This window comes from Bifidobacterium dentium JCM 1195 = DSM 20436 (genome assembly GCF_001042595.1).
Lineage (GTDB): Bacteria > Actinomycetota > Actinomycetes > Actinomycetales > Bifidobacteriaceae > Bifidobacterium > Bifidobacterium dentium.
This window is the reverse complement of sequence record NZ_AP012326.1, coordinates 676,456-695,623: the sequence shown is the minus strand read 5'-3', so window position 1 is coordinate 695,623 and position 19,168 is coordinate 676,456. Positions and strand designations below refer to the sequence as shown.

Genomic DNA, 19,168 nt, shown 5'->3' with positions numbered 1-19,168 from the left:
CCTAGTCGTTGTCGTGTTTGAACAGGTCGTCCGGCGGCCGTGGCGGCGGTGGGCCCAGATTCTTGTAGATGTGGTCCACGAGCTGGCGGTTCCACTGCCAGAGCTTCTGGTTGTCCTGTTGCATGTCCTGCGCGATCCGGTAGGCGTCGAGCCGGTTCCTGACGGACGTTCCCGCGAAGCCGAGCAGGGCGCCGACGATCACTCCGCCGGTCGTGATCAATGCGATGAGCACATCGAACGTCATGGTCACATGCCCGCGATCCAGGAGGATTCGATCAGCACCCACTTGTCCTTGGGCAGTTGTGCCATCTGCACCTTCAGACCGCCGCTCTCCACGGTCAGGTATGAATCCAGTCCCGCGCCGCATTGGAGGTATTTGGTCGTGATGTCGCCGCACAGGTACTTGTCCGCCGTGAATACGGTGAATCCGGTGTCGATGGCGCGGCCGGTGTGCGCGCGGATCTGCAGGGTGATCGTGCCGTTGACCTCGATGAACCGCTTGCACTGGATCTGGTCGAACAGCGGGTCGCCGCTGATGCTGGTCACGTTCAGGTCGCGCGCGTATTCGGGCCAGAACGTGTTCTGGCCCGACAGCATCAGGCGCGCCGCGATACGAGCCCATGCCTCGTAGCCTTCCTTCTTCATGTGGATGGTGCCGTCCGCTTGGCTTTCCGCGATCATCTGGCCCCACCTGTGGCAGCCCTGCATCAGGACCACGCCGCGATGTTGGCCCGGCAGGGCGATGATCGCGTTGTTGATGGAGTGCAGGGCCGTGTAGTGGCCGGCCAGTCCGAGGCCGAGGCCTCCGGCCACGGGGAATACGTAGATGCGGGCGTTGGCGGCCGAGGTGCGGATCGCGTTGACCAGTTGCGTGCAGGCCGCGCCGCAGTCGTTGTTGTTGTCGTTCACGCCGCCGATGACCAGGACCAGATCGACGTCGGCCTTGTTGGTCACGCGGTTCCACTGGTTGATGAACGTGTTGGTCCCGCCGACGGTGAAGCCGCTGCCGGACACGGCCACGTTCTGCACGCTTGCTATGCCCAGGATCCTGCACACCACGTCGCCGATGCCCTGGCCGTCATGGTCCGCGCTGGAATAGTGTCCCCTGCACAGGCTGTCGCCGATGATCACGGCGTTACGCCAGCGCGGCCCGTTGTTCAGTACCTTGTCGAGCGCGAGGGATGTCTTCGAGTCCTTGTTGTTCAGGTTGGCGGCCATGTTCTGGTCGGCCAGGGTTCCGGCCGTCGCGGCGGCCGCCTGGGCCGTCTGAGCGCTGGCCGCGGCCTGCGTGGCCGCCTGGTCCACGCGCGCGGTGACCGAGGCGGGCAACGTGTCGATCTTGTCGTCGATGCTTTCGGCCATGGCCTTGAACTGCTGCGACGCGTAGCGCACCAGGTCGGTGGCGCCCGGATAGCGGATGCCGTAGCGGGGCGTCGTGGGCATCTTGGACGGGTCGAAGGATTCGTTTGCCATGATGGTCCTTTCTGTTTAATCGGTGAAGTAGGTGATCTGCGACATCTCGCCCCATGTGAACGCGGGCATGTCCTTCCAGGCGATGCCGATGGGTTCGAGGTCCCGCCACCGGCTGAGCGTGCTGGGACGCATGGGCAGCGGGCTGACATCCAGCTCGTTGGACAGCACCGGCATCCCGTCGCGCCAGTCGAACGAAAGGGTGCCGCCCGTGGCGAGCCAGGCGCCCGACGTGGCCGGCGTGCCGTCGTCCGACAGCAGTTTGGTATACCGGGTGCTGACGAATGCCCACAGGCTCGCCGTCGGCTGCAATGCCTGCTCGAACAGGTCGATGTCGAGCCGTCGGCTGCTTGCCGTCAGGCTTTTGGGCCGTAGTCTCAATGTCTGCACGGCCAGCCATTCGGCCCACTGGTCGCGCTGCGTGTCGGTGGGGGCCCATACGCCGCCTTTCCAACGGCCGCCGGAATCGTCGCGTGTGATGGCGTCCGACGAGAACGTCGCCGCGGCGGTGGTTTCCGTGAGATTGGCCGGCAGGCGTCCGCGGTCGGTGATGTCCACCTCGTCGTCCTCGAAGGCGAACCTGTTTCCGGATTCGTCCCATTTGACCGCGCGTGTCTTGAGCGTCACCTGGCAGATGGGAGCGGGCATGGTCAGCACGGTGTCGTCCACGGTGATGGCGTCGGCGGGCGCGGCTTCCTGTTCCAGGCCCGCTCCCTCGACGGTCAGCCGGCCGTCGGCGTGCATGGTGATGGCCGCCGGCCGGCCCGCGAATACGAGGTCGAGGTTTTCGGAACCGTGCCGGTGACGCTCGTAGTAGAGCGGCAGGTCGGGATGGGTGGCGGCCAGTGAGTGCAGGATGGTGGACAGGTCGGGATGGGAATCCGCCTCGTAGGGTGCGGGCGTGGGCGCGTTGGTTTTGAGCCATGTCACGGCCTCGTCCGACAGTGGCGGGCAGCCGAGCGTCGTGAGCCGCCGGTTGATCTCGTCCACGCGTTGCGCCGCGCTGCCGGTCCAGTGCAGGCCCGTCAGGCTCGCGTCCGTCGAGACGGGTCCCTGCTGCGTGGTGCGGCCGGCCCTGACCAGTTGCGCGTTGGCGTACAGGTCGAGCAGGTAGGTTCCGTCGGCACGCTGTTCGATCTCGCCGCCGGTGGCGGTGTTGCCGGTGAAGATGGTCAATGCGGTCGGGTCCGGCCCCTCGGTCGGGTCGGGCCGGTGCGCGAGGTGCAGACCGTCCCAGGTGAGCGTGTCGGCCTGCCGGCTCCAGGACGACGGTTCGTTCAGGTCGCGCCATGCGGGGCGTCGCGACAGTTGGATCAGCACCTTCATGCCGGCCAGGCGCGTGCTGTTGCCGGCCAGCATGCCGGTGCGGTCGAGCAGCCGGAAGTGCAGCACGTTCACCGTGGGCTGTTCCTTTGGCGAGGCCGAGCCCCAATCGATGGAGAAGGAGGAGAGCGCGGCGGGCGAGCCCGCATGGCCGGTCAGGTTCTCCCAACCCTGCCCGCGGTCCACGTAAAGCATCGGTTGTCTCATCATCGCCGCCTGTCCGCGTAGTCGTCCAACAGCTTCCTGATCGCCTTGGCCACGCCTTCCTTGTCGAGCACCTCGCCCTGGACCGTCACATTGAATATGGTGGTGTTGCCCGCGGCCGTGCCGTCCGTGCCCATGTGCAGGTCGATCTTGCCGAGCCTGCCGTTGGCGCGTCGGATGGCGGCCGCCACGGACGTGTCGAATCCCTGGTTCAATCCTTTGGCGAAGCCCTGCATGATCAGCCGGCCGTTGTCGGTCAGCAGGACCGCGTCGTAGGCGGGCGGGCCCTTGTGTTCCTTGATCCAGTCGCCGATGCCGCCTATCCAGCCGGTCACGTTGCTCCACGCGCCCTTGAGCCCGTTGAGGAAACCGTTGATGATGGCCGCGCCCGCGTCCTTGAGGATCGATCCGGCGTTCGAGAAGAAGCCCTTGATCTTGCCCGGGATGGAACCGAACCATTCGACCACTCCGTTCCACACGTTCCTGGCGCCGTTGGCCGCGTTGGTGAACGCTGTGCCGATGGACGACCCCAGCGAGGTGAAGAAGCCCACGATGCTGGTCACGCATTGCGAGATGAACGCCGTGAAGTCGGACCAGATCTGCCGGCCCGTCTGGGTCTGGGTGAAGAACCAGACCAGCCCGGCGACCAGTGCGGCGATCGCCGTGACCAGGAGCATGATGGGGTTCGCGGCCATGACCGCGTTGAGCAGCGCCTGCGCGGCGGCCGCCGCCTGCATGGCCGTGCTTACGGCGGTGACCACGGCCACCGCGCCGCCGATGGCGGCCACCAGCGGGGTCACGAGGTCCGTGTTCCGGCTGATCCAGTCGCCGGCGGTCTTGAGCCAGCCGCCCACGGTGGCCGCCGCGCCGGCCAGCGTGTCGAGCATATTGCCGAACGATGTGCCGGCCGGCTGGCCGCCGGTCATGGCGGAGGCCACGGCGCTCACGCCGTCGAAAAGGCTTTTGAAACCCTCGCCCACGCTTTTGCCGGCGGCGATGAGCCTGTCGAACGCGCCCGTGTCCTTGACTTGGTTGAAGAACGTCTGCAGGTTCGCCACGCCCGACGTGGCCAGATCGGTCACCAGGCCGCTGGCCGTGTTGATCGCGCCGGTCACGGTCGGCTTGAACAGGTTGAACGCGTCCGTCAGGCCGCCGGTCACGGCGGCCTCGAGGTTGCCCATCGCGCCTTCGATGGTCTGGGTGCTGGTCGCGGCCTGTTTGGCCACGTCCGTCATACCGAGGTCCAGCAATGCCTGGTTGAACTCGTCGGCGGTGATCTGCCCGTCGGCCATGGCGTCGCGGAAGTTGCCGGTGTAGGCGCCGTTCTTGAGCAGCGCCTCCTGCAGTTTGCCGGACGCGCCCGGGATCGCGTCAGCCAGCTGGTTCCAGTTCTCGGTGGTGAGCTTGCCCGCGCCCGCGGTCTGGGTGAGCATCATCGCGACCGATCTGAAGGTGTCGGCGTTGCCGCCGGCCACGGCGTTGAGGTTGCCGGCCGCCTCGGTCAGCTCGGTGTAGTTGCCGATGCCGTTCGCGGCCAGCTGCGCGGTGGTGTTCTGGATGGTGGACAGGTCGTACACCGTGTCGTCGGCGTACTTTCGGGCGGCCTGCGCGGCGGCGGTCACGGCCGACGAGTCGATGCCCGCGAAGCTCATGGTGTTCATGAACTTGTCGGTGCCGTCCGACATGGCGATCACGTCTGAGGTGAAGCCCTTGACCGTGTCCCACAGGGCGGTCACGCCCTTGACCGCGAGACCGCCCAGGGCCGAGCCGAACGCGGCCGCCTTCGTGGTGGTCCTCTCCAGCGCCTTGACGGCGTCGTCCGCGTTGCCGGTGATTCTCACCGACATGATGGCCGAACGGCCCATGGTCTCACCCCTTCGCTTCGCGTTCCTCTTGTTCCCTGATCAGCTGGTTCAGGCCGGTGCCCCAGTCACGTTCGTCGGCCCTCTCGCGCCATTGCCACGGCGTGCCGCCGAACCGTTGGGCCAGCAGGAAACTCAGCCGGCCCAGCGACCCTTCGGGCCACGCCGTCAGTCCGTAGGGTTTGCGTGGTCCGTGTCCTCCACGTCGTCGTTTCGCGGCGCGGCGGCGAGCATGTCGAGCCTTTCCACGCCGTCGAGCCACTTGTCGAACGGCGGTACGCTGCGTCCGGCCATGCGCAGGGCCGCATAGGCGGCGTAGGCGCCGCAGCGTACCGGGGACTGCTGCACGGTGCCCCATCCTTCCTCCAACGCGTGGGCTTCGGCCTTGCAGGTCGCGCGCATGGTGACCGGCACGATGTCCTCGCTGCCGTCGGTGTAGGTGATCTTCGCGTTTGCCATTGGTCATGCTCCTTGTATCCGGCTGAGTGTCCTGTTGATGAAATCGAGGTAGAGCCGCTGCCATTGCGGCTCGGACTGGGCCACGCCCGTGTTGACGAACAGGCGTGGGCTGATATGGTGTGCGGGCCACCCGTAGTTGATCGGGCCGGCATAGGGCACGGCCTTGCGTCCCGCGCGGATGACGCCGGCGCGTCTGGTCGCGCCGGTCCTCAGGGATGCGGCCAGCCGGCCGGTCGCGCCGTGCGGGACGAGTGACCGGACGGCCGGCAGCGCGGTTTCGGCGGCTTGCGCGTTCACGCCTTTCAGGTCGTCCATGTCGGCTCCGGCTTTGCGCATCGTCTGCACGAAACGTCGCTGGCCGATGACCATCAAGGCCTTGTCGGACAACGGTCAGACCTTCGTGTAGGCCGCGTGGGCCACGTTCGTGGCCGGCAGGCTGAGGTCGTTGGTGTTCTTGGACTTCACGTCGCCGCCCACCGCGACCGGCGTGATGGTCACGTTGAACGTCCATTTGACCTTGCCGTCCTTGTTCGGCACGAACTCGGCCGCCAGGGTCTGGCCGGCATGGTCGAACAGCCACACGCTCACGCCGTTCTCGCTGAAGTCGTCGCCCACGGTTCCCTCGAACGTCCATGTGGTCGAGGTGTTGGTCTCCTCGGACCCGTCCAGGTACTTGGTCGGGTCGTCGGACGAGTTGGAGGGGTTCAGCTGCGCCTTGGTCAGGTCGGCGCTGAAGTCGTGGCCGTTCGCGGCGTCCGTGATCTTGAAGATGCCGGGGCCCAGGGTCCTGATCTTGCCTGTCATGTTCTTCCTGCTTTCTATTCTTCGGTTTCGATGATTTCCAAGGGGTTCAACGTGACCTGGTAGGCCGCGAGGGTGCCCGCGCCCGCGAGGTTCCAGCCGACGGGCTGGGCCTTGTTCACGTTCAGGCCCTTGGCGGCCAGCCGGTCGATGGCGTCGATGATGTCGTCGAGCGCCGTGGCCTGGGTGGCGGGCGTTCCCGCCACGAGATCCAACGTCCATGTGATGTCGGGTACCCCGTCCCATGTGGGGTATTCCACGTAGGGCGGTTCGACGTATATGGCGACCTTGCCGGGCTGGGGGTGCACCAGCGCCGAGTCGGTGGATACGGACGACACCAGGTCGTCGAGCATGTCGGTGAGCGTGTCCATGAGGGCCGTGCGTTGGACGATCACCATCGAGGTCACGCGATCACCATCCCTCCGGTCAGGATGCCGGCGGCCTTCAGTTTCGGCCAGACCGAGCGGAGCGGGTCGGTCGAGATTCTGAAGGGTTCCACGGTCGTGTCGGACACCTGCATGACGCCCAGGCGGGCGTCGCGCATGTTGAACAGGTCGGCCGCGCACGCCACGATGCAGTCGGCCAGCAGTTCGTCTTCCACCTGCGTGCCGACGACTGCGGCGGCCACGTAGCGTTGCGCCGCGGTGAGTTTGACGGTCAGCCGGTCGTCGTCGCCGGCCGGCACGCCTACCTCGTCGCGCAGGCGTCGCAGGAGTTCCTCGTCGCCGATCATGCCGCTGCGAACTTCACCGGGATCAGGCCGTCGGCAAGCGTGGTGGCGACCGACAGGTAGCCGTATACGCTGTAGTCGTTGGTCAGCTTGGTGACGCTGCCGTCGGTGAGTTGGGTCGGGCCGCCGGATTCCCATACGGTCACGCTCGCGGGGTCGATGAACGCGGCGGTGCCCGCTTCGGCCTTCGGCAGCATGACCACCGGCACGCGCATGAACTCGCCGGCCACGCCGGTCAGGTCGAAGCTGCCGATCGTGTCGGAGCCGTCGCCGGAAAGGTTGAAGAACCGGTCGCCGGTGTCCTTCAGGCCGACGAGCGCCTTGAGCACGTCCTTGGAGACCGCCAGCCGGGTCAGTGCCACGTTGCGGTCGTCGGCCATTTCGGCCGCGTCCACGATCAGGCCCACCCAGTCGTTGATGCCCATGTTGGCGAGGGTCTTGGCCGTGTCGATGTGGTTCGTGCCGTCGCGTTGGGTCTTGATCTCCCCGTACAGGTGGTCGCGCACGGCCTTCTCGGTGACCTTCGCGTACGCGTTCTGGAGAGCGCGCAGGGCGGTGTTGAGCATGGGCGTGGTGGACCGTTCGATGACCTGGCGCGACAGGGACGTGTAGCCGCCGTACGTGTTGATGTCGGCGCTCTTGGTGCCGAAGGTGAGCTTGCCGAAGGTGAGCGCGTCGCCTTCATTGGCCTGCTTGTCCGCCACGGTGGTGTCGGAGGTGACCACATGGTATTCCATGCTCATGCCGGTGGCCGGCAGGCTGTCGTGGGTCAGCAGGTTCGAGACCTTGCGGCGTTCGGTGATCAGGCGTAGGTCGTCGGCGATCCAGGTGGCGGTGTCGCCGGTGTCGCCGGTCACGATCAGGTCTCGGCATTCCTCCATGATCTTGGCGGCCGCCTCGTCGCCGCGGGCAAGCGCCTGGAGGTATTCGCCGCGGCTCCTGTACTCGCCGCCGACGATTCTCGGGGTCTCACGGCCGCCGGCCGTCTTGGCGATGGCCGCCTTGAGGCCGCGCTGCTCATCCTGCATGGATTTGAGCAGGTCCATCATCTCGTTGTCATCCATGGTGGTTTCCTTCCTTGTTTCCTTGGTTTCCTTGAGTGCGTCCGAATCCCTCTGGCCGGTGAGCCTCGCGTTCTGGTAGGCCGGCCATGACACGATGCTGGTCTCCAGCAGGCGTACGCGCCTGCGGTGCGTGATGCCGGCCTTGTCCCTTTCGCTTTCGATGGGGATGAATCCGACCGAGAAGCTGTCGAGCACGCCGTCGCGGACCAGGGTCACGGCGTCGCGGCCCTTCGCGGTGTCGGACACGCGCGCGGTGATGTGCAGGCCGTCCTCGCGCGACTCGCCGCCGATGATACGGCCGATGACCTCGCCGTGCTGGTAGCACAGCTTCGCTTGGTCGAGATCGTCGAACACGCAGTCGCGGTCGAACGTCTCGGGGCCGTCCCACGTGTCGATGACGTCGCCGTAGGGCACGGCGATGCCTTCCAATGTGCGCCCGTCGCTCTCGTCCTCGGTTCGTAGGCTCAAGCCCCGCACCGCTATCTCATGCCTGTTCATGCTTCGCTCCGATCCGCGCCGATTCGTCGGCGCTCAATGATGGCATCCTGATCTTTCCCCTCACGTCGTTGACGGTCAGGAAGCCGGCCTCTATCGCGGTCTTGTACGCGTTGTACCGGTCGCTCATGTTGGCCCGCTGGCTGCTGTCCCAATCGAACTCGGCGGTCCGTCCGCGTGGCAGCAGCCGGTTGAACACCTCCTCGATCTCTCCCGCGTAGGCCGCCAGCGTGTAGTCGGCGAACTCGATCCAGGACTGTTCGATGTTCGAGTAGGTGAGGTTCGAGCCATCGACGGCGGCGAGCATGATGGATGCGGGGATGCCCAGCAGTCGGGCGATCTGCGTGGTGTCGAACTTCTGGGTTTCCAGGAATTGCAGGTCGGCGGGCTTCAGGTCGAGCGGCACGTATTCGAGGTCGTCGCCGATCACCTTGACGTCGCCGGCCCCGCCGTCCGTCTTCCATGCCGCCTTGGCCCGCTTCGCGGCTTCCTCGCTGACGGGCTTCTTGGTGTGTAGGTAGCCTTTGAGGTTGGATCCGTCGCTGTAGAAGCGGGTCTTGTAGTCGCGCGCCATCTGCGCGGCCTCGACTTCCTCGCGGGCCGCGGAGATGGGGCCGAGGCCGCGCAGGCGGCCGGGTACGTTCAGGAACTTGCTGTGGACGATGTCGTCGGGCCCGTAGGTGCGGCCGAGATAGCCGTAGCGCAGGTCCGGGCTTGCGGGATCCTTGCCCAGGTCGGTCACGGTCACGTACTGGGGAGGCAGGATCTCGCAGGTCACGATCTCGCCGTCGAGACGGATCAGACGGGTGAACGCGTTGCCGTCCAGCACGAGCGATGCCACGAGGTCGGCGAGGAAGTCACGCCGGGAGCGCGTCACGTCCGGCTGGGCCACCAGAGCGGAGACATCGGGGAGCTTGACGCCGTTGCGCATCTCGTATACCGGCAGGCCTGCGATGGCGGTCTGCAACACCTGCACGCCACGGAACACGGTGGACAGCTGCAACGGCTCATACGTCGTGGAACACGCCGGCGGCCTGACGCCGTCGGGCATGTCCACGTCATCGCCGCCGCGGGTGAGCACCCGGCCGGCGAGTCTCATTCGCTGCCAAAGATTCATGCCTGCCATCATGCTCGCGGCGGGCCCTCACCGCCAAGAATCCGGGGACATATGGTGCCATACGGTGCCATACGGTGCCATGAGGGGACATCTAGTAGATCTGCAGGTCGGTATCGGTGTCGGGCCGGTGGTTCACGCCCCATGCGGCCAGCATGCAGGCTTCCAAGGGGCTGGTGAGCCCGGTGCTGCCGCGTCGGGTCACCCGCCAGGCGTCGCCGCTCCATGTGCGTGCGCATTGCGCCGCGCTCTCGTCCAGCTGCATGTCGGTGGCGTGGCGGATCAGCCGGTTGTGCAACCCGCTGACGAATGCCTGGCCGATGGCGAGGTAGTCGCCCGCCTGCATGGGCACGAACTGGATGACGGGCTCGCCCACGTCGTCGGCCTGTGAGCGGAGCCGGTCGTGCAGGTCGGCGTTGGGCCCGCGGTCGTCCATGACCAGGGGAGCCTTGTACCGTTCGCACAGTCGCATGATCTCGCCGGGCGCGCGTCCGGTACCGTCCAGGACCTGGAGCAGTTGCACGGTGACGGTGCCGTCGGCGTCCCTGATCCCGGCCGCCAGTGATGTGTGCGTGGCGTCTACGTCCACGGCGGCGGCGAACACGAGGGGCCGGCCGTCCAACCGGTCGGGTCCTATGGGCGTGGCCACGGTCGCCTGCCACAGGGTCTCGTCGATGACACGGTCGGCCACGCCCGTGTCGCGCCGGTTGCCGAACGCGCGCGCCCAGCCGGCGGCGTTGCCCTCGAACTGTCCACGGAAGTCGCGTAGCTGGTCCAGGCCCCACAGCAGGCCCGCGGCCGGATGCCATTTCAGAATCGTCTGGAGGTCCTCGGGGTCGGCGTCGGCCGGGATGCCGAAATCGAACCAGCAGGTGCGTCGCGGCACGTCGCCCGCCCGCAGTCCGTCCAACAGGCCGTTGAGGAAGGTCGAGTCGGCCGTGCCCTCGGTCGAGGTGATCCAGATCTGCGGTTGCACGCCAGTGAAATGCAGTCGCGTGTTCATGGTCGGGGCCATGCCGTCCAGGATCAGCTTGCCGGTCTCGTCGTCCAGGCTGAACGCCTCGTCGATGGTGAACTTGTCCATCTGCGTGCCATGGCCGGCCACCTTGGTCACGGCCAGCGGGCAGATGAAACTTCCGTTGATGAACCGTTGCTCCATGCCGCCGTTCGACAGGCGCGGACGGCAGGCTATCGGGGCCAGCCTGCTTTTGGCCAGCTGCTGCACGTAGTCCTTGAAATGTTTCTCGGCGTCCTTGCCGGTCTGCGCCAGATAGTAGATCTTCCTGTCCGGTCCCAGTTGGGCGTTGCGCGTGTCCTCCGTGTCGATCAGCGTGCTCTTGCCGCATTGGCGGGGCGTGCTCAGGATGACGCGGTCGTAATAGTAGGTGCCGGTGGCCGGGTCGATCTCGCCGGCCACGTCGGCCACGTACCGTTGCCATGGCAGCAGGGGCTTGCCCAGCAGTTCGGCGGTCCGGGCCACCACGGCGCCATCGGTCGGCCGGCCGGCATGGCGTTCGGTGCCGCCGCGCAGCGGCACGCTCACTTATCCTCCGTGCCGGCCTTGGCGGCCCGGAGGAAGCCGGCCAGTTCGTCGTCCAGCTGCGGCTGTTCGGGATACATGGCCTTGAGCTCCTGGAACCATGTGAGCAGGCTGGTCATGTTACGGCTGATCTCACGGCCCCTGCTATTCTGCGCGTCGATGTTCCTGGCTATCGAGAGCATGGATTTGCAGATATAGGTCGCCTCGGGCGTCAATGTCTTGCCCTCGACGAAGCTTTTGATGAGATTCATGGTCGCCCGTTCCTGCAATCCGACGATGCCACCGAAGGCTGGCGCGTATTCCTCGAATCCTTCCAATGTTTCCTGAATCATTTTTCGTTTTCCTTGGTTTTCCAGCGTTTCCAACGTTTTTTTGTTCGATTCCGGGGGGAGAAAAGACTGGGCGCGGGGTCTTCCGGCCTGCCGGCGTTTAAAAAATCCGGCTCACCACGTCGGCCGGCCCGCGGTCTGGCCGTCCGAAGCGCGCAAGCCCAGCGAGGCGAGCCGCTGGCGGCGTTGCAGGGCCCTCGCGTCCACCATGCGCTGGGTGATGCGCATCGCATACCATTGCTGCGCCGCACGATACTCCCGAGGCGTGAGGTCAAGGTCGAACGTGGCCTCGGCCGGGGTCTCGACCACATGGATGTCATAGTCCAACGCCAGCCATTCGCCCAGCATGTCGGGATGGCGGCGGCTGCGTGGCAGCGTGCGTACCAGCCAGATGTCCAAGGGCTGGCCGCACTTGGCCAGGGCGCGGTACGCGCCATCCCATGCCATGGCCGCCGCCAGGCGCACGCCGTCGGGCGGGTCGGGCAGCGGATAGATGTCGCGGATCAGGCTGTCGAAGCTGACCACCACGCTGTCGCGGCCGACGAGCCCCGTCAGGTAGCCGGTGAAGTCGGCGCGAGGCGGACCGATCACGGCGTGCAACGTGGCCCCGTAGCCGGACAGCACGCGATCCTGGCGGGCCGCGTTGCAATGCTTGCAGGCGCGTCGCAGGTTCGTCACGGTGTCCTTGCCGCCATGCGCGTACGGGATGATGTGGTCGTCCTCCGTGGCGGTGATCCGACAGCCGGGCATGCCCAGCCAGCATTGGTTGCCCCAGGCGGCGATGACCTGCGCTCGGATGAGCGGGTCAACGGTCTGTCTTCTTGGCATCGCCATCCCTTCCTTTCCCTCGTTGTCTGAGTAGCCACCCGTTCACGTCGGCCTCCGCGTACATGACACGTCCGCCCAAGCGGATTGGCGGCGGGCCGAAGACAGGTATGTCGCCACGCCACCGTTTCAATGTCCGTTCGCTCACGCCCAGACGTTCGGCCGTCTGCGCGGTGGTCAGCATGGCGATCCGTGTCATGGGCACGCCTCCCCGATGCCGATGTGCATTCGTGTCCGCATCAGAACAGGATTCCTTTCACTGGTTTCGTCTGCTGCTGTCGTCGTTCCGGTTTCCATGTCGCGGGCCGCCAGGCGGTGGCCCACGCACGGAAGTCACGGCTGTCGAGATACCAGCCGCCTTTCCTGTAGAGTGGCAGGCCGTCGGCCTTCAGGCAGATGATGGCCACCGCGTTCGGCTCGTTGAACGACTTGACCAGCTGCCATACCTCGAGGTCGGTCTTGCCGTTGTTGGCGGCCACACGGTCCACCTCGTCGGCGAAATGCTTCAGCAGCTGTCGTTGATGCCATGCCATCCGCTCCACGGCCTCGGGATCATCGGCCGGCGCGGAATAATGCAGCACCTCGGACAACGACGGTCTAGTCGGCGATGACATACGCCCACATCCCGCACCATAGGGCCAACGTCCTCAGCAGAGACTCGGAATCATACATCTTGCCAGCCGTCGGGGAACGGTAGACCGGACTCGGAACCCTGCCGCCACGAGACTCATAGGCCAATCTCAACGCGGCCTGCACCTGGTTGTCGTCCAGACCGGATGCCTTGGCCAGAGACCGGCGTGACGTGTTGGCGTGGGAGCGGAGATTCGAGTCGATCATCGGAAGGGTCCGTGCCATCTGCGTCTTCAGTTTGTCGGGGAATGCAACCCTGCTCAATTTCACTCCTTCATGTAGCTTTCGGTTGGTGAGCGCTTGAGAGGTCAAGACCTGGAATCCGTTGACGAAGGATGCCCGGCCGAGAGTTCTCGGCCGAGCCGGTCAACGGATTCCAAAGGTCTCGCACAACGTTTCGGTCGGAGCCGCGCCGTCGATAACAAGAGCGGCCGAAGCCGCCGGGAATGGTCCCAGATCAGACCACGCGCATGAAGCGCGCCCATGGCCGCCCGATTCCGCCTTTACCGACGGTCTGAAATGGTCGGGAGCTGAACTTCGTCTCTCAAATAGCGCGACAGCCACGCGCCTGGCGTCACCGGTCGCTAACCCGGCTCAGCGGTGGCTAGGACTACGCCGTACGGTCCATCACAGCCATTCGATTATGGTCAGTCGTCACCCGTGAGGAAATCACCAAGACGGACAACGGCAAGGGCCAGTCCCAACGCGAGGAACACGAAAGGACTCAACAGAAGCAGGGAAACCGCCCGAAAGACGCGTCTCACACTTCGCTGAAGCATCGCTCTATCCGCCTTTCCAGCTCCTCGAGCTCGACGCCGGTAAGCGGCAGGCGTATCGTCACGCCCCGATCCGTCTCGACGATCATCTCGAAGAAACACGCCCTCCCATCGACACGCTTCACCGTCACGCTCATCTGCCTTCAATCCTTCCCGCGGCCATGGCCGCGATACCGAACGCCACGGCCAGCCAGTACAGGCCGGTGAACGCGCTCAGGCACGCGCCCGCGACCGAGATCTCCATAAGCAGTTGCCTCATCGCATGCTCCTTCGCTTGAAAAGTGGTGTCCTTCCTCCGCCGCGATAGGCTTGTAATCGCACAAATCAAACCTTTCAGACAACGAAGGAAGGAAGAATGACAATGGGAATCGATTTGGGAAGCGTGGCGGAATGGGTGGCCGCCATCGCGGCCGTGGCCGCCGTCGTGGTGGCGGGCATAGCCCTCTGGCACTCCAGTAGGATCGATGAACTCAACAGCAGGCTGCTCCATCGCCAGATAGGCGCGGAATACGTGTACTGGCACGTGCACGCGGACCGCGAGAACAAACGTTTCGTGTTTCGGAACATCGGAACCAGCACGGCGCATGACGTGACGGCCCATGTCTTCATCGAGGGGACCGAGCACATCGAAAGCCAGCAACTCGGGGACTGCGGAAACGGCGAGACGCTCGTGATGCCCTCCACGACGTTCCTCACGGAACGAACCGGCGTCGTCAGCCAGTATTACGCCATGTACGCGTACAACAGGGCAATCAAGGCCGACACCAACCCCATGACGGTGCAGGTGCTTGTGGAATGGCGTGACAGCCTCGGGTTCAACGACCACCAGCAGATAGGCATTCGCTACCATTGATCACACCGCCCTGCGCAACACGTCGAGGTGATCGGCCGCGAGGCGCAGGGCATGAGCAAGCCAATCGGCCCTATCCGTCGTCAGGCTCCCAGAGACGGACACGGAGACATCGACGCTCTCACCCTCGTCCACATCCATGCTCAGCACCTCGACCATGCCGGACGACGCGGACACCGGCGCGGAAACACTGAAAACAGTCGTCATCGCTTCACCTCCCCTCGTCAGAGAAGACGAGAACGATGATGGAAACAACAAGCGATACGATCGCGAGGATCAAAGACCAATCCATCACTCCACCTCCAACGGTTTCGCGTATTCCGAACGACCCGTGAGATAGTCCAGCGAGACACCGAAAAAATCAGCGATGCGAGACAAATCATGAAGTGTGTAATTACTTCGGCCGCGAAGCTTCGCATTAAGCAATTGATAAGAAGTACCAATGCCATCAGCAAGCATTCTTTGAGTCATGTGATTCTTCCGTAGCAAGGCACGCACTCTGCATGAAGCCACTTCAGACGTACAAACTAAAACCATGTGTTACTTTGTACGCGAAAAAACATCAAGAATCAAATTCAACACGCCGTGTTAAGTAAAATCTGGTTGTATTATTGTCCTATGACTACAGTAATCAACACACCAACCAGAAGAGCACAAGACATTGTGGCAATGAATGTAAATCTCATGATTACAGCTAGAAGATTGCCAAAAAAAGACTTCGCCAAAGCATTGGGCCTAGCACCACAAACGATAGCTCGCAAACTTCGCAGCGAGATCACGTGGACCATCGACGAAACACAGGCCGCAGCCGACTACTTGAAGACGGATGTAGCGACTTTGCTTAATCCGTCGTTGACATCAGATGACTTGCTAGGCATAAACACTACTGACGACCCTAATGATGGCGGCCAGCGAGCATCAAGAAATGAGACTGTACCGTGGACCGGCGGATTATGAGTCCGATGCTCTAACCGACTGAGCTAACGCCCCACGTTGCAACATGCGAACATGCCAACTTGCCCAGTCTAGCAAACGGGTGGACTACTCCCGTTCGAGAAACTCCAGGGGATTGTCCACAAAGTTGCGCAGACCCACTTCGGCGGCCCCGATCAGGGCCGGCCGCGCCACGACATCGGCCATCATCACCCGGGCCTGCACCTCAGGGTACGACAGCGCCTGCGGTCGCACCATGCGCCCGATCCGACGGATCAGGTCGGGTTCGAAATGCGCCCATAGGCCACCGAGCATCACGGTATCGATATCGCATACGTTGATGATCGACGCGATCACCGAGGCCATGGCCTCCAGGGCCTTCTCGACCACGGCCACGGCTTTGGAGTCGCGCTGGCGCCAATGGTCGATCAGCTCGTTGATCGATTCGCGCGTGGCCGCGGCATCGCTGCTGGCGATGCCGGCTGCGCTGACCATCGACCGACGGCCTGCGTACACCTCCAGGCATCCGCGGCGACCGCAACGGCAGATCGGTCCGCGCATATCCACCGACACATGGCCGAGTTCGCCGCCGAACCCATGATCGCCCCGCACCACATGGCCGTCACGCACCACGGCGCCGCCGATGCCGACATCGGTGGACAGGTAGATGAAGGAGTCGGTCGGTTCGACCAGTCCGATTCCCCTGCGTTGCGTGGCATAACCGGGAATCTGCGCCAATGCGGCCGCATTCGCCTCGTTGTCGACTTTCGGATTGAGCCGGCGCACCACGTCGAAGGTCTTCAGGTCAAGATGCTCCCAACCAAGGTTGCGCGCTCCCAGCAGACGAAGGTCATCGGTGACCAGGCCCGGCAATGCGAGCCCCGAGCCGACCAGCGTATACCCCATACGGTCAAGTGACGCCTCCTGTGATTTTGCGAGTTCATCAAGGTTGCGGAACACTTCGTCGGCATTGGCGTTCGTCATATCGGCATCCACCCACTGCTCGTCCACGGTGGTGCCGTTGATGTCGAGCACGGCGATGCCGTAGCCGTCGGTATTGACCTGCAGGCCGATGCCGCACAGCCGACCGCCTCGGATCAGCAACGGGATGCTAGGGCGGCCATATAGCGATTGTCCGGTGGGCACGCCCTCTTCCAGTACGCCGTTGTCCATCAGCAACGACACCAGCACCGACATGGTGGCTTTGGTCAGCCCCGTCTCCTTGGCGAGGTCGGCACGACTGAGCTGATCCGTGGCCCGCAATAGCGAGTCGAGCACCACGGAAAGATTGTGATTGCGCAGATCATCTTGGTTGATTCTTCTCAGCGATGTCATCGACACTCCTTCCCGACGCGACTTTGCAAGGAAAGTACACCAAATCAGTTAGTCAAACCAATTTATGATGGTACACTGGACATTATAGTTCATTCATCTAACTAATAGAGCGTGGCCGACGTCCGTGTCCAATGACGCACGGCTCACGGCAAGGAGGCATAATGACCAGAAAACTCGTGGCCGGCGTCGATACCTCGACCCAATCCTGCAAGGTGCGCGTGACCGACGCCGAAACCGGAGAGCTGGTGCGTTTCGGTCAGGCGAAGCACCCAAACGGCACATCCATCGACCCTTCGTATTGGTGGGATGCGTTCCTTCAGGCCGCGGAACAGGCCGGCGGACTGGATGACGTCGAAGCCTTGGCCGTCGGCGGACAGCAGCATGGCATGGTGATTCTGGACAGGCAGGGCAACGTGATTCGTGACGCCATGCTGTGGAACGACGTAAGCTCCGCTCCGCAGGCCGCCGCCCTGATCGAAAAGATGGGCGCCGCCCCGGCCGTCGACGGCGAACCGGAAGATCCAATCGCCCGAGGCAAGCAACGCTGGGTCAAGGCCGTCGGCTCCTCCCCCGTCGCCTCCTACACGCTGACCAAGGTGGCCTGGGTTGCGGAAAACGAACCTGAGAACGCCAAGAAGATCGCGGCCGTCTGTCTGCCTCACGACTGGCTGAGCTGGCGCATCGCTGGCTACGGCCCGGTCGCCGAGGGTGAGGACGCCCATCTCGACGCCCTGTTCACCGACCGTTCCGACGCTTCCGGCACCATCTATTACGATGCCGCCTCCGGCGAATACCGCCGCGACCTGATCGCCATGGTGCTCGAGCCGGCCGAAGGCGATCAATCCGCCAAGGCGCATGCCGACGCCATCGTCCTGCCGACCGTATTGGGACCGCGCGACGCGGCGGCAGTCAAGGCCTCCCCCGCAATCGCAGGCGGAGACGTCGACGGCGGATGCCTGATCGCACCGGGCGGCGGCGACAACGCCATGGCTTCGCTGGGACTGGGCATGGCGGTCGGTGACGTATCCGTATCCCTCGGCACCTCCGGCGTGGCCGCAGCCATCTCCGAAAACCCGACCTACGATCTGACGGGTGCCGTCTCGGGCTTTGCCGACTGCACCGGCCATTACCTGCCGCTCGCCTGCACCATCAACGGCTCCCGCATTCTCGATGCCGGCCGCGCAGCCCTCGGCGTGGACTACGACGAGCTGGCCAAGCTGGCCTTCGCCTCCGAACCGGGGGCCGGCGGCATCACCCTGGTACCGTATTTCGACGGCGAACGCACCCCGAACCGTCCGGACGCGACCGCCACCCTTTCCGGTCTGACATTGGCCAACACCACCAAGGAGAACATGGCGCGCGCCTTCGTCGAAGGCCTGCTGTGCTCCCAGCGTGACTGCCTGGAGCTCATCCGTTCCCTCGGCGCCGAGATCAAGCGCATCCTGCTTATCGGTGGCGGCGCGAAATCCGAGGCCATTCGCACGCTCGCCCCAAGTATCTTCGGCATGGACGTGACCCGCCCGGCCACCGACGAGTACGTGGCCATCGGCGCCGCACGCCAGGCCGCCTGGGTGCTGTCCGGCGAAACCGAGCCACCGGCATGGAAGCTCACCATCGACGGCGTCGAAACCGGCGAGCCGACCCCAGCCGTCTATGAGGCCTACGCCAAGGCCCGCGGCTGATCCTCCGAACGCACACGACGCACATTCGAAACGGGACGGTACCTGACGTACCGTCCCGTTTCGACTATCATCGGCACATATACTCGAAAGACGGGTGGAATATGAACGACGGCTTCCGTATGAGGCTTTACGCACTGACCTGCATCGCATGCATCGCCTGGCTGGCGCAGTCCGTCACCTCCGCGCTGAAGGACGGCACGCTGACGACCGCCCCCAGCATCATCCTGATCATCTGCATCGCCGTGGCGGTGCTGTATACCGGCTTCAACGCGGCGCAACTATGGATTGCGCAAGGCCGTCAGCATGATGAAAGCAAATCCGAGGAATCCGACGAATCCTCCGACGATGCCGAGTGATGTCAGGTAACGAAAGGAATGTTGATGACTTCTCCGCTATCCATCGCCATGGCCGTGGTGCTTGGCATAATCTGCCTGGCCTCGGGCCTGCTGTTGGGCGCAATGCCGATGCAAAACAGCAAGATGACCGAACGGCAACGCCGCGTCTCTTCACTGCTGTGCTTCATCATCGCCATCGTGTACATCGTGCTGCTGTTCTCCGGACAGGATCTGGCCACATGGACGATGCTTGGCGGCATTTTCGCAGGCTTCGGCATCGGCAAGATCCCACCGGTACATAATTTCCTTGTTTCCAAATGGGATTTTCTCAAGCCTTATGAGCCGAAGAAATCCAAACAACGCAGGCGCAAGTAAAAAAAACGGCAAACCGCAATCCATACGGGTTGCGGT

At 64.1% G+C, this 19,168-nt stretch carries 26 protein-coding genes, 1 tRNA gene and 1 pseudogene; 5 read left to right on the top strand and 23 right to left on the bottom strand.

The window, feature by feature from the left end:
* Window position 1: 1 nt before the first annotated feature.
* From BBDE_RS02915 to BBDE_RS11625, 19 genes are all read right to left on the bottom strand, one after another.
* Window positions 2–244: a hypothetical protein gene (locus BBDE_RS02915; RefSeq protein WP_003837101.1), complete on the bottom strand. Its 243-nt coding sequence runs from the start codon at window positions 242–244 to the stop codon at window positions 2–4.
* Between the two features lie 2 nt (window positions 245–246).
* Window positions 247–1,473: an SGNH/GDSL hydrolase family protein gene (locus tag BBDE_RS02910; protein ID WP_003837104.1), complete on the bottom strand. Its 1,227-nt coding sequence runs from the start codon at window positions 1,471–1,473 to the stop codon at window positions 247–249.
* Between the two features lie 15 nt (window positions 1,474–1,488).
* Window positions 1,489–2,988, bottom strand: a complete 1,500-nt coding sequence (locus BBDE_RS02905) for a hypothetical protein (RefSeq protein ID WP_012901938.1) — start codon at window positions 2,986–2,988, stop codon at window positions 1,489–1,491.
* Between the two features lie 11 nt (window positions 2,989–2,999).
* Window positions 3,000–4,862, bottom strand: a complete 1,863-nt coding sequence (locus tag BBDE_RS02900) for a tape measure protein (protein WP_003837107.1) — start codon at window positions 4,860–4,862, stop codon at window positions 3,000–3,002.
* A 165-nt stretch (window positions 4,863–5,027) separates the two neighbouring features.
* Entirely contained in the window at window positions 5,028–5,318 is a 291-nt protein-coding gene (locus tag BBDE_RS02895; protein ID WP_003837109.1) for a hypothetical protein, read from the bottom strand.
* Window positions 5,319–5,321: 3 nt separating this feature from the next.
* Entirely contained in the window at window positions 5,322–5,687 is a 366-nt protein-coding gene (locus BBDE_RS02890; protein ID WP_003837111.1) for a hypothetical protein, read from the bottom strand.
* A 21-nt stretch (window positions 5,688–5,708) separates the two neighbouring features.
* Window positions 5,709–6,122, bottom strand: coding sequence for a hypothetical protein (locus BBDE_RS02885; RefSeq protein WP_003837114.1), 414 nt, complete (start codon window positions 6,120–6,122; stop codon window positions 5,709–5,711).
* Between the two features lie 14 nt (window positions 6,123–6,136).
* Window positions 6,137–6,517: a hypothetical protein gene (locus BBDE_RS02880; protein ID WP_003837115.1), complete on the bottom strand. Its 381-nt coding sequence runs from the start codon at window positions 6,515–6,517 to the stop codon at window positions 6,137–6,139.
* Between the two features lie 5 nt (window positions 6,518–6,522).
* The gene (locus tag BBDE_RS02875; RefSeq protein WP_003837116.1) at window positions 6,523–6,852 is read right to left on the bottom strand and encodes a hypothetical protein; all 330 of its coding nucleotides are present in this window, start codon (window positions 6,850–6,852) and stop codon (window positions 6,523–6,525) included.
* Window positions 6,849–8,411, bottom strand: a complete 1,563-nt coding sequence (locus BBDE_RS02870; RefSeq protein WP_033489580.1) for a phage major capsid protein — start codon at window positions 8,409–8,411, stop codon at window positions 6,849–6,851. Before BBDE_RS02870 ends, BBDE_RS02875 begins: the two co-directional genes overlap by 4 nt.
* Entirely contained in the window at window positions 8,398–9,525 is a 1,128-nt protein-coding gene (locus tag BBDE_RS02865; RefSeq protein WP_126622060.1) for a phage portal protein, read from the bottom strand. The genes BBDE_RS02870 and BBDE_RS02865 overlap by 14 nt, the downstream gene beginning before the upstream one ends.
* A gap of 91 nt (window positions 9,526–9,616) precedes the next feature.
* Window positions 9,617–11,065, bottom strand: a complete 1,449-nt coding sequence (locus tag BBDE_RS02860) for a terminase large subunit domain-containing protein (protein WP_126622059.1) — start codon at window positions 11,063–11,065, stop codon at window positions 9,617–9,619.
* Window positions 11,062–11,394: a hypothetical protein gene (locus BBDE_RS02855; RefSeq protein ID WP_003837120.1), complete on the bottom strand. Its 333-nt coding sequence runs from the start codon at window positions 11,392–11,394 to the stop codon at window positions 11,062–11,064. The genes BBDE_RS02860 and BBDE_RS02855 overlap by 4 nt, the downstream gene beginning before the upstream one ends.
* 111 nt (window positions 11,395–11,505) lie before the next feature.
* A complete protein-coding gene (locus BBDE_RS02850; RefSeq protein WP_012901930.1) occupies window positions 11,506–12,219 on the bottom strand; it encodes an HNH endonuclease in 714 nt (237 codons plus the stop codon).
* The gene (locus BBDE_RS02845) at window positions 12,197–12,415 is read right to left on the bottom strand and encodes a helix-turn-helix domain-containing protein (protein ID WP_003837122.1); all 219 of its coding nucleotides are present in this window, start codon (window positions 12,413–12,415) and stop codon (window positions 12,197–12,199) included. The genes BBDE_RS02850 and BBDE_RS02845 overlap by 23 nt, the downstream gene beginning before the upstream one ends.
* A 40-nt stretch (window positions 12,416–12,455) precedes the next feature.
* Window positions 12,456–12,830: a hypothetical protein gene (locus BBDE_RS02840; RefSeq protein ID WP_126622058.1), complete on the bottom strand. Its 375-nt coding sequence runs from the start codon at window positions 12,828–12,830 to the stop codon at window positions 12,456–12,458.
* Window positions 12,814–13,116, bottom strand: coding sequence for a hypothetical protein (locus tag BBDE_RS02835; RefSeq protein ID WP_003837124.1), 303 nt, complete (start codon window positions 13,114–13,116; stop codon window positions 12,814–12,816). Before BBDE_RS02835 ends, BBDE_RS02840 begins: the two co-directional genes overlap by 17 nt.
* Window positions 13,117–13,606: 490 nt before the next feature.
* On the bottom strand, window positions 13,607–13,759 hold the full coding sequence (locus BBDE_RS11400) for a hypothetical protein (RefSeq protein WP_003837127.1): 153 nt from the start codon (window positions 13,757–13,759) through the stop codon (window positions 13,607–13,609).
* Window positions 13,756–13,881 (bottom strand): hypothetical protein, encoded by a 126-nt coding sequence (locus tag BBDE_RS11625; RefSeq protein WP_261793860.1) that lies wholly within the window; start codon window positions 13,879–13,881, stop codon window positions 13,756–13,758. The genes BBDE_RS11400 and BBDE_RS11625 overlap by 4 nt, the downstream gene beginning before the upstream one ends.
* A 102-nt stretch (window positions 13,882–13,983) precedes the next feature.
* Between BBDE_RS11625 and BBDE_RS02830 the strand changes: the two genes are divergently transcribed.
* Window positions 13,984–14,475 carry a hypothetical protein gene (locus BBDE_RS02830; protein WP_012901925.1) on the top strand — a complete coding sequence of 164 codons (492 nt, stop codon included), beginning with the start codon at window positions 13,984–13,986 and terminating at the stop codon, window positions 14,473–14,475.
* Here BBDE_RS02830 and BBDE_RS02825 read toward each other — a convergent pair whose 3' ends face one another.
* Both BBDE_RS02825 and BBDE_RS02820 read right to left on the bottom strand, forming a co-directional pair.
* A complete protein-coding gene (locus BBDE_RS02825; protein ID WP_003837130.1) occupies window positions 14,476–14,679 on the bottom strand; it encodes a hypothetical protein in 204 nt (67 codons plus the stop codon).
* A gap of 84 nt (window positions 14,680–14,763) precedes the next feature.
* The gene (locus BBDE_RS02820) at window positions 14,764–14,943 is read right to left on the bottom strand and encodes a helix-turn-helix domain-containing protein (protein WP_003837131.1); all 180 of its coding nucleotides are present in this window, start codon (window positions 14,941–14,943) and stop codon (window positions 14,764–14,766) included.
* Between the two features lie 147 nt (window positions 14,944–15,090).
* Between BBDE_RS02820 and BBDE_RS11675 the strand changes: the two are divergent.
* A pseudogene (locus BBDE_RS11675) lies at window positions 15,091–15,258 on the top strand (hypothetical protein); the annotation flags it as partial.
* A gap of 116 nt (window positions 15,259–15,374) precedes the next feature.
* Here the strand turns inward: BBDE_RS11675 and BBDE_RS11385 are convergent.
* A tRNA-Ile gene (locus BBDE_RS11385) sits at window positions 15,375–15,460 on the bottom strand.
* 53 nt (window positions 15,461–15,513) lie between these two features.
* Entirely contained in the window at window positions 15,514–16,740 is a 1,227-nt protein-coding gene (locus BBDE_RS02815) for an ROK family protein (protein ID WP_003837133.1), read from the bottom strand.
* Window positions 16,741–16,901: 161 nt separating this feature from the next.
* Here BBDE_RS02815 and BBDE_RS02810 point away from each other — a divergent pair, with 161 nt between their 5' ends.
* The 3 genes from BBDE_RS02810 to BBDE_RS02800 all read left to right on the top strand — a co-directional run bounded on the left by BBDE_RS02810 (window position 16,902) and on the right by BBDE_RS02800 (window position 19,132).
* Entirely contained in the window at window positions 16,902–18,422 is a 1,521-nt protein-coding gene (locus BBDE_RS02810; RefSeq protein WP_012901922.1) for a xylulokinase, read from the top strand.
* 101 nt (window positions 18,423–18,523) lie between these two features.
* Window positions 18,524–18,778, top strand: a complete 255-nt coding sequence (locus tag BBDE_RS02805) for a hypothetical protein (protein ID WP_003837135.1) — start codon at window positions 18,524–18,526, stop codon at window positions 18,776–18,778.
* Between the two features lie 24 nt (window positions 18,779–18,802).
* Window positions 18,803–19,132, top strand: a complete 330-nt coding sequence (locus BBDE_RS02800; RefSeq protein WP_012901920.1) for a hypothetical protein — start codon at window positions 18,803–18,805, stop codon at window positions 19,130–19,132.
* The last annotated feature ends 36 nt before the right edge of the window (window positions 19,133–19,168 follow it).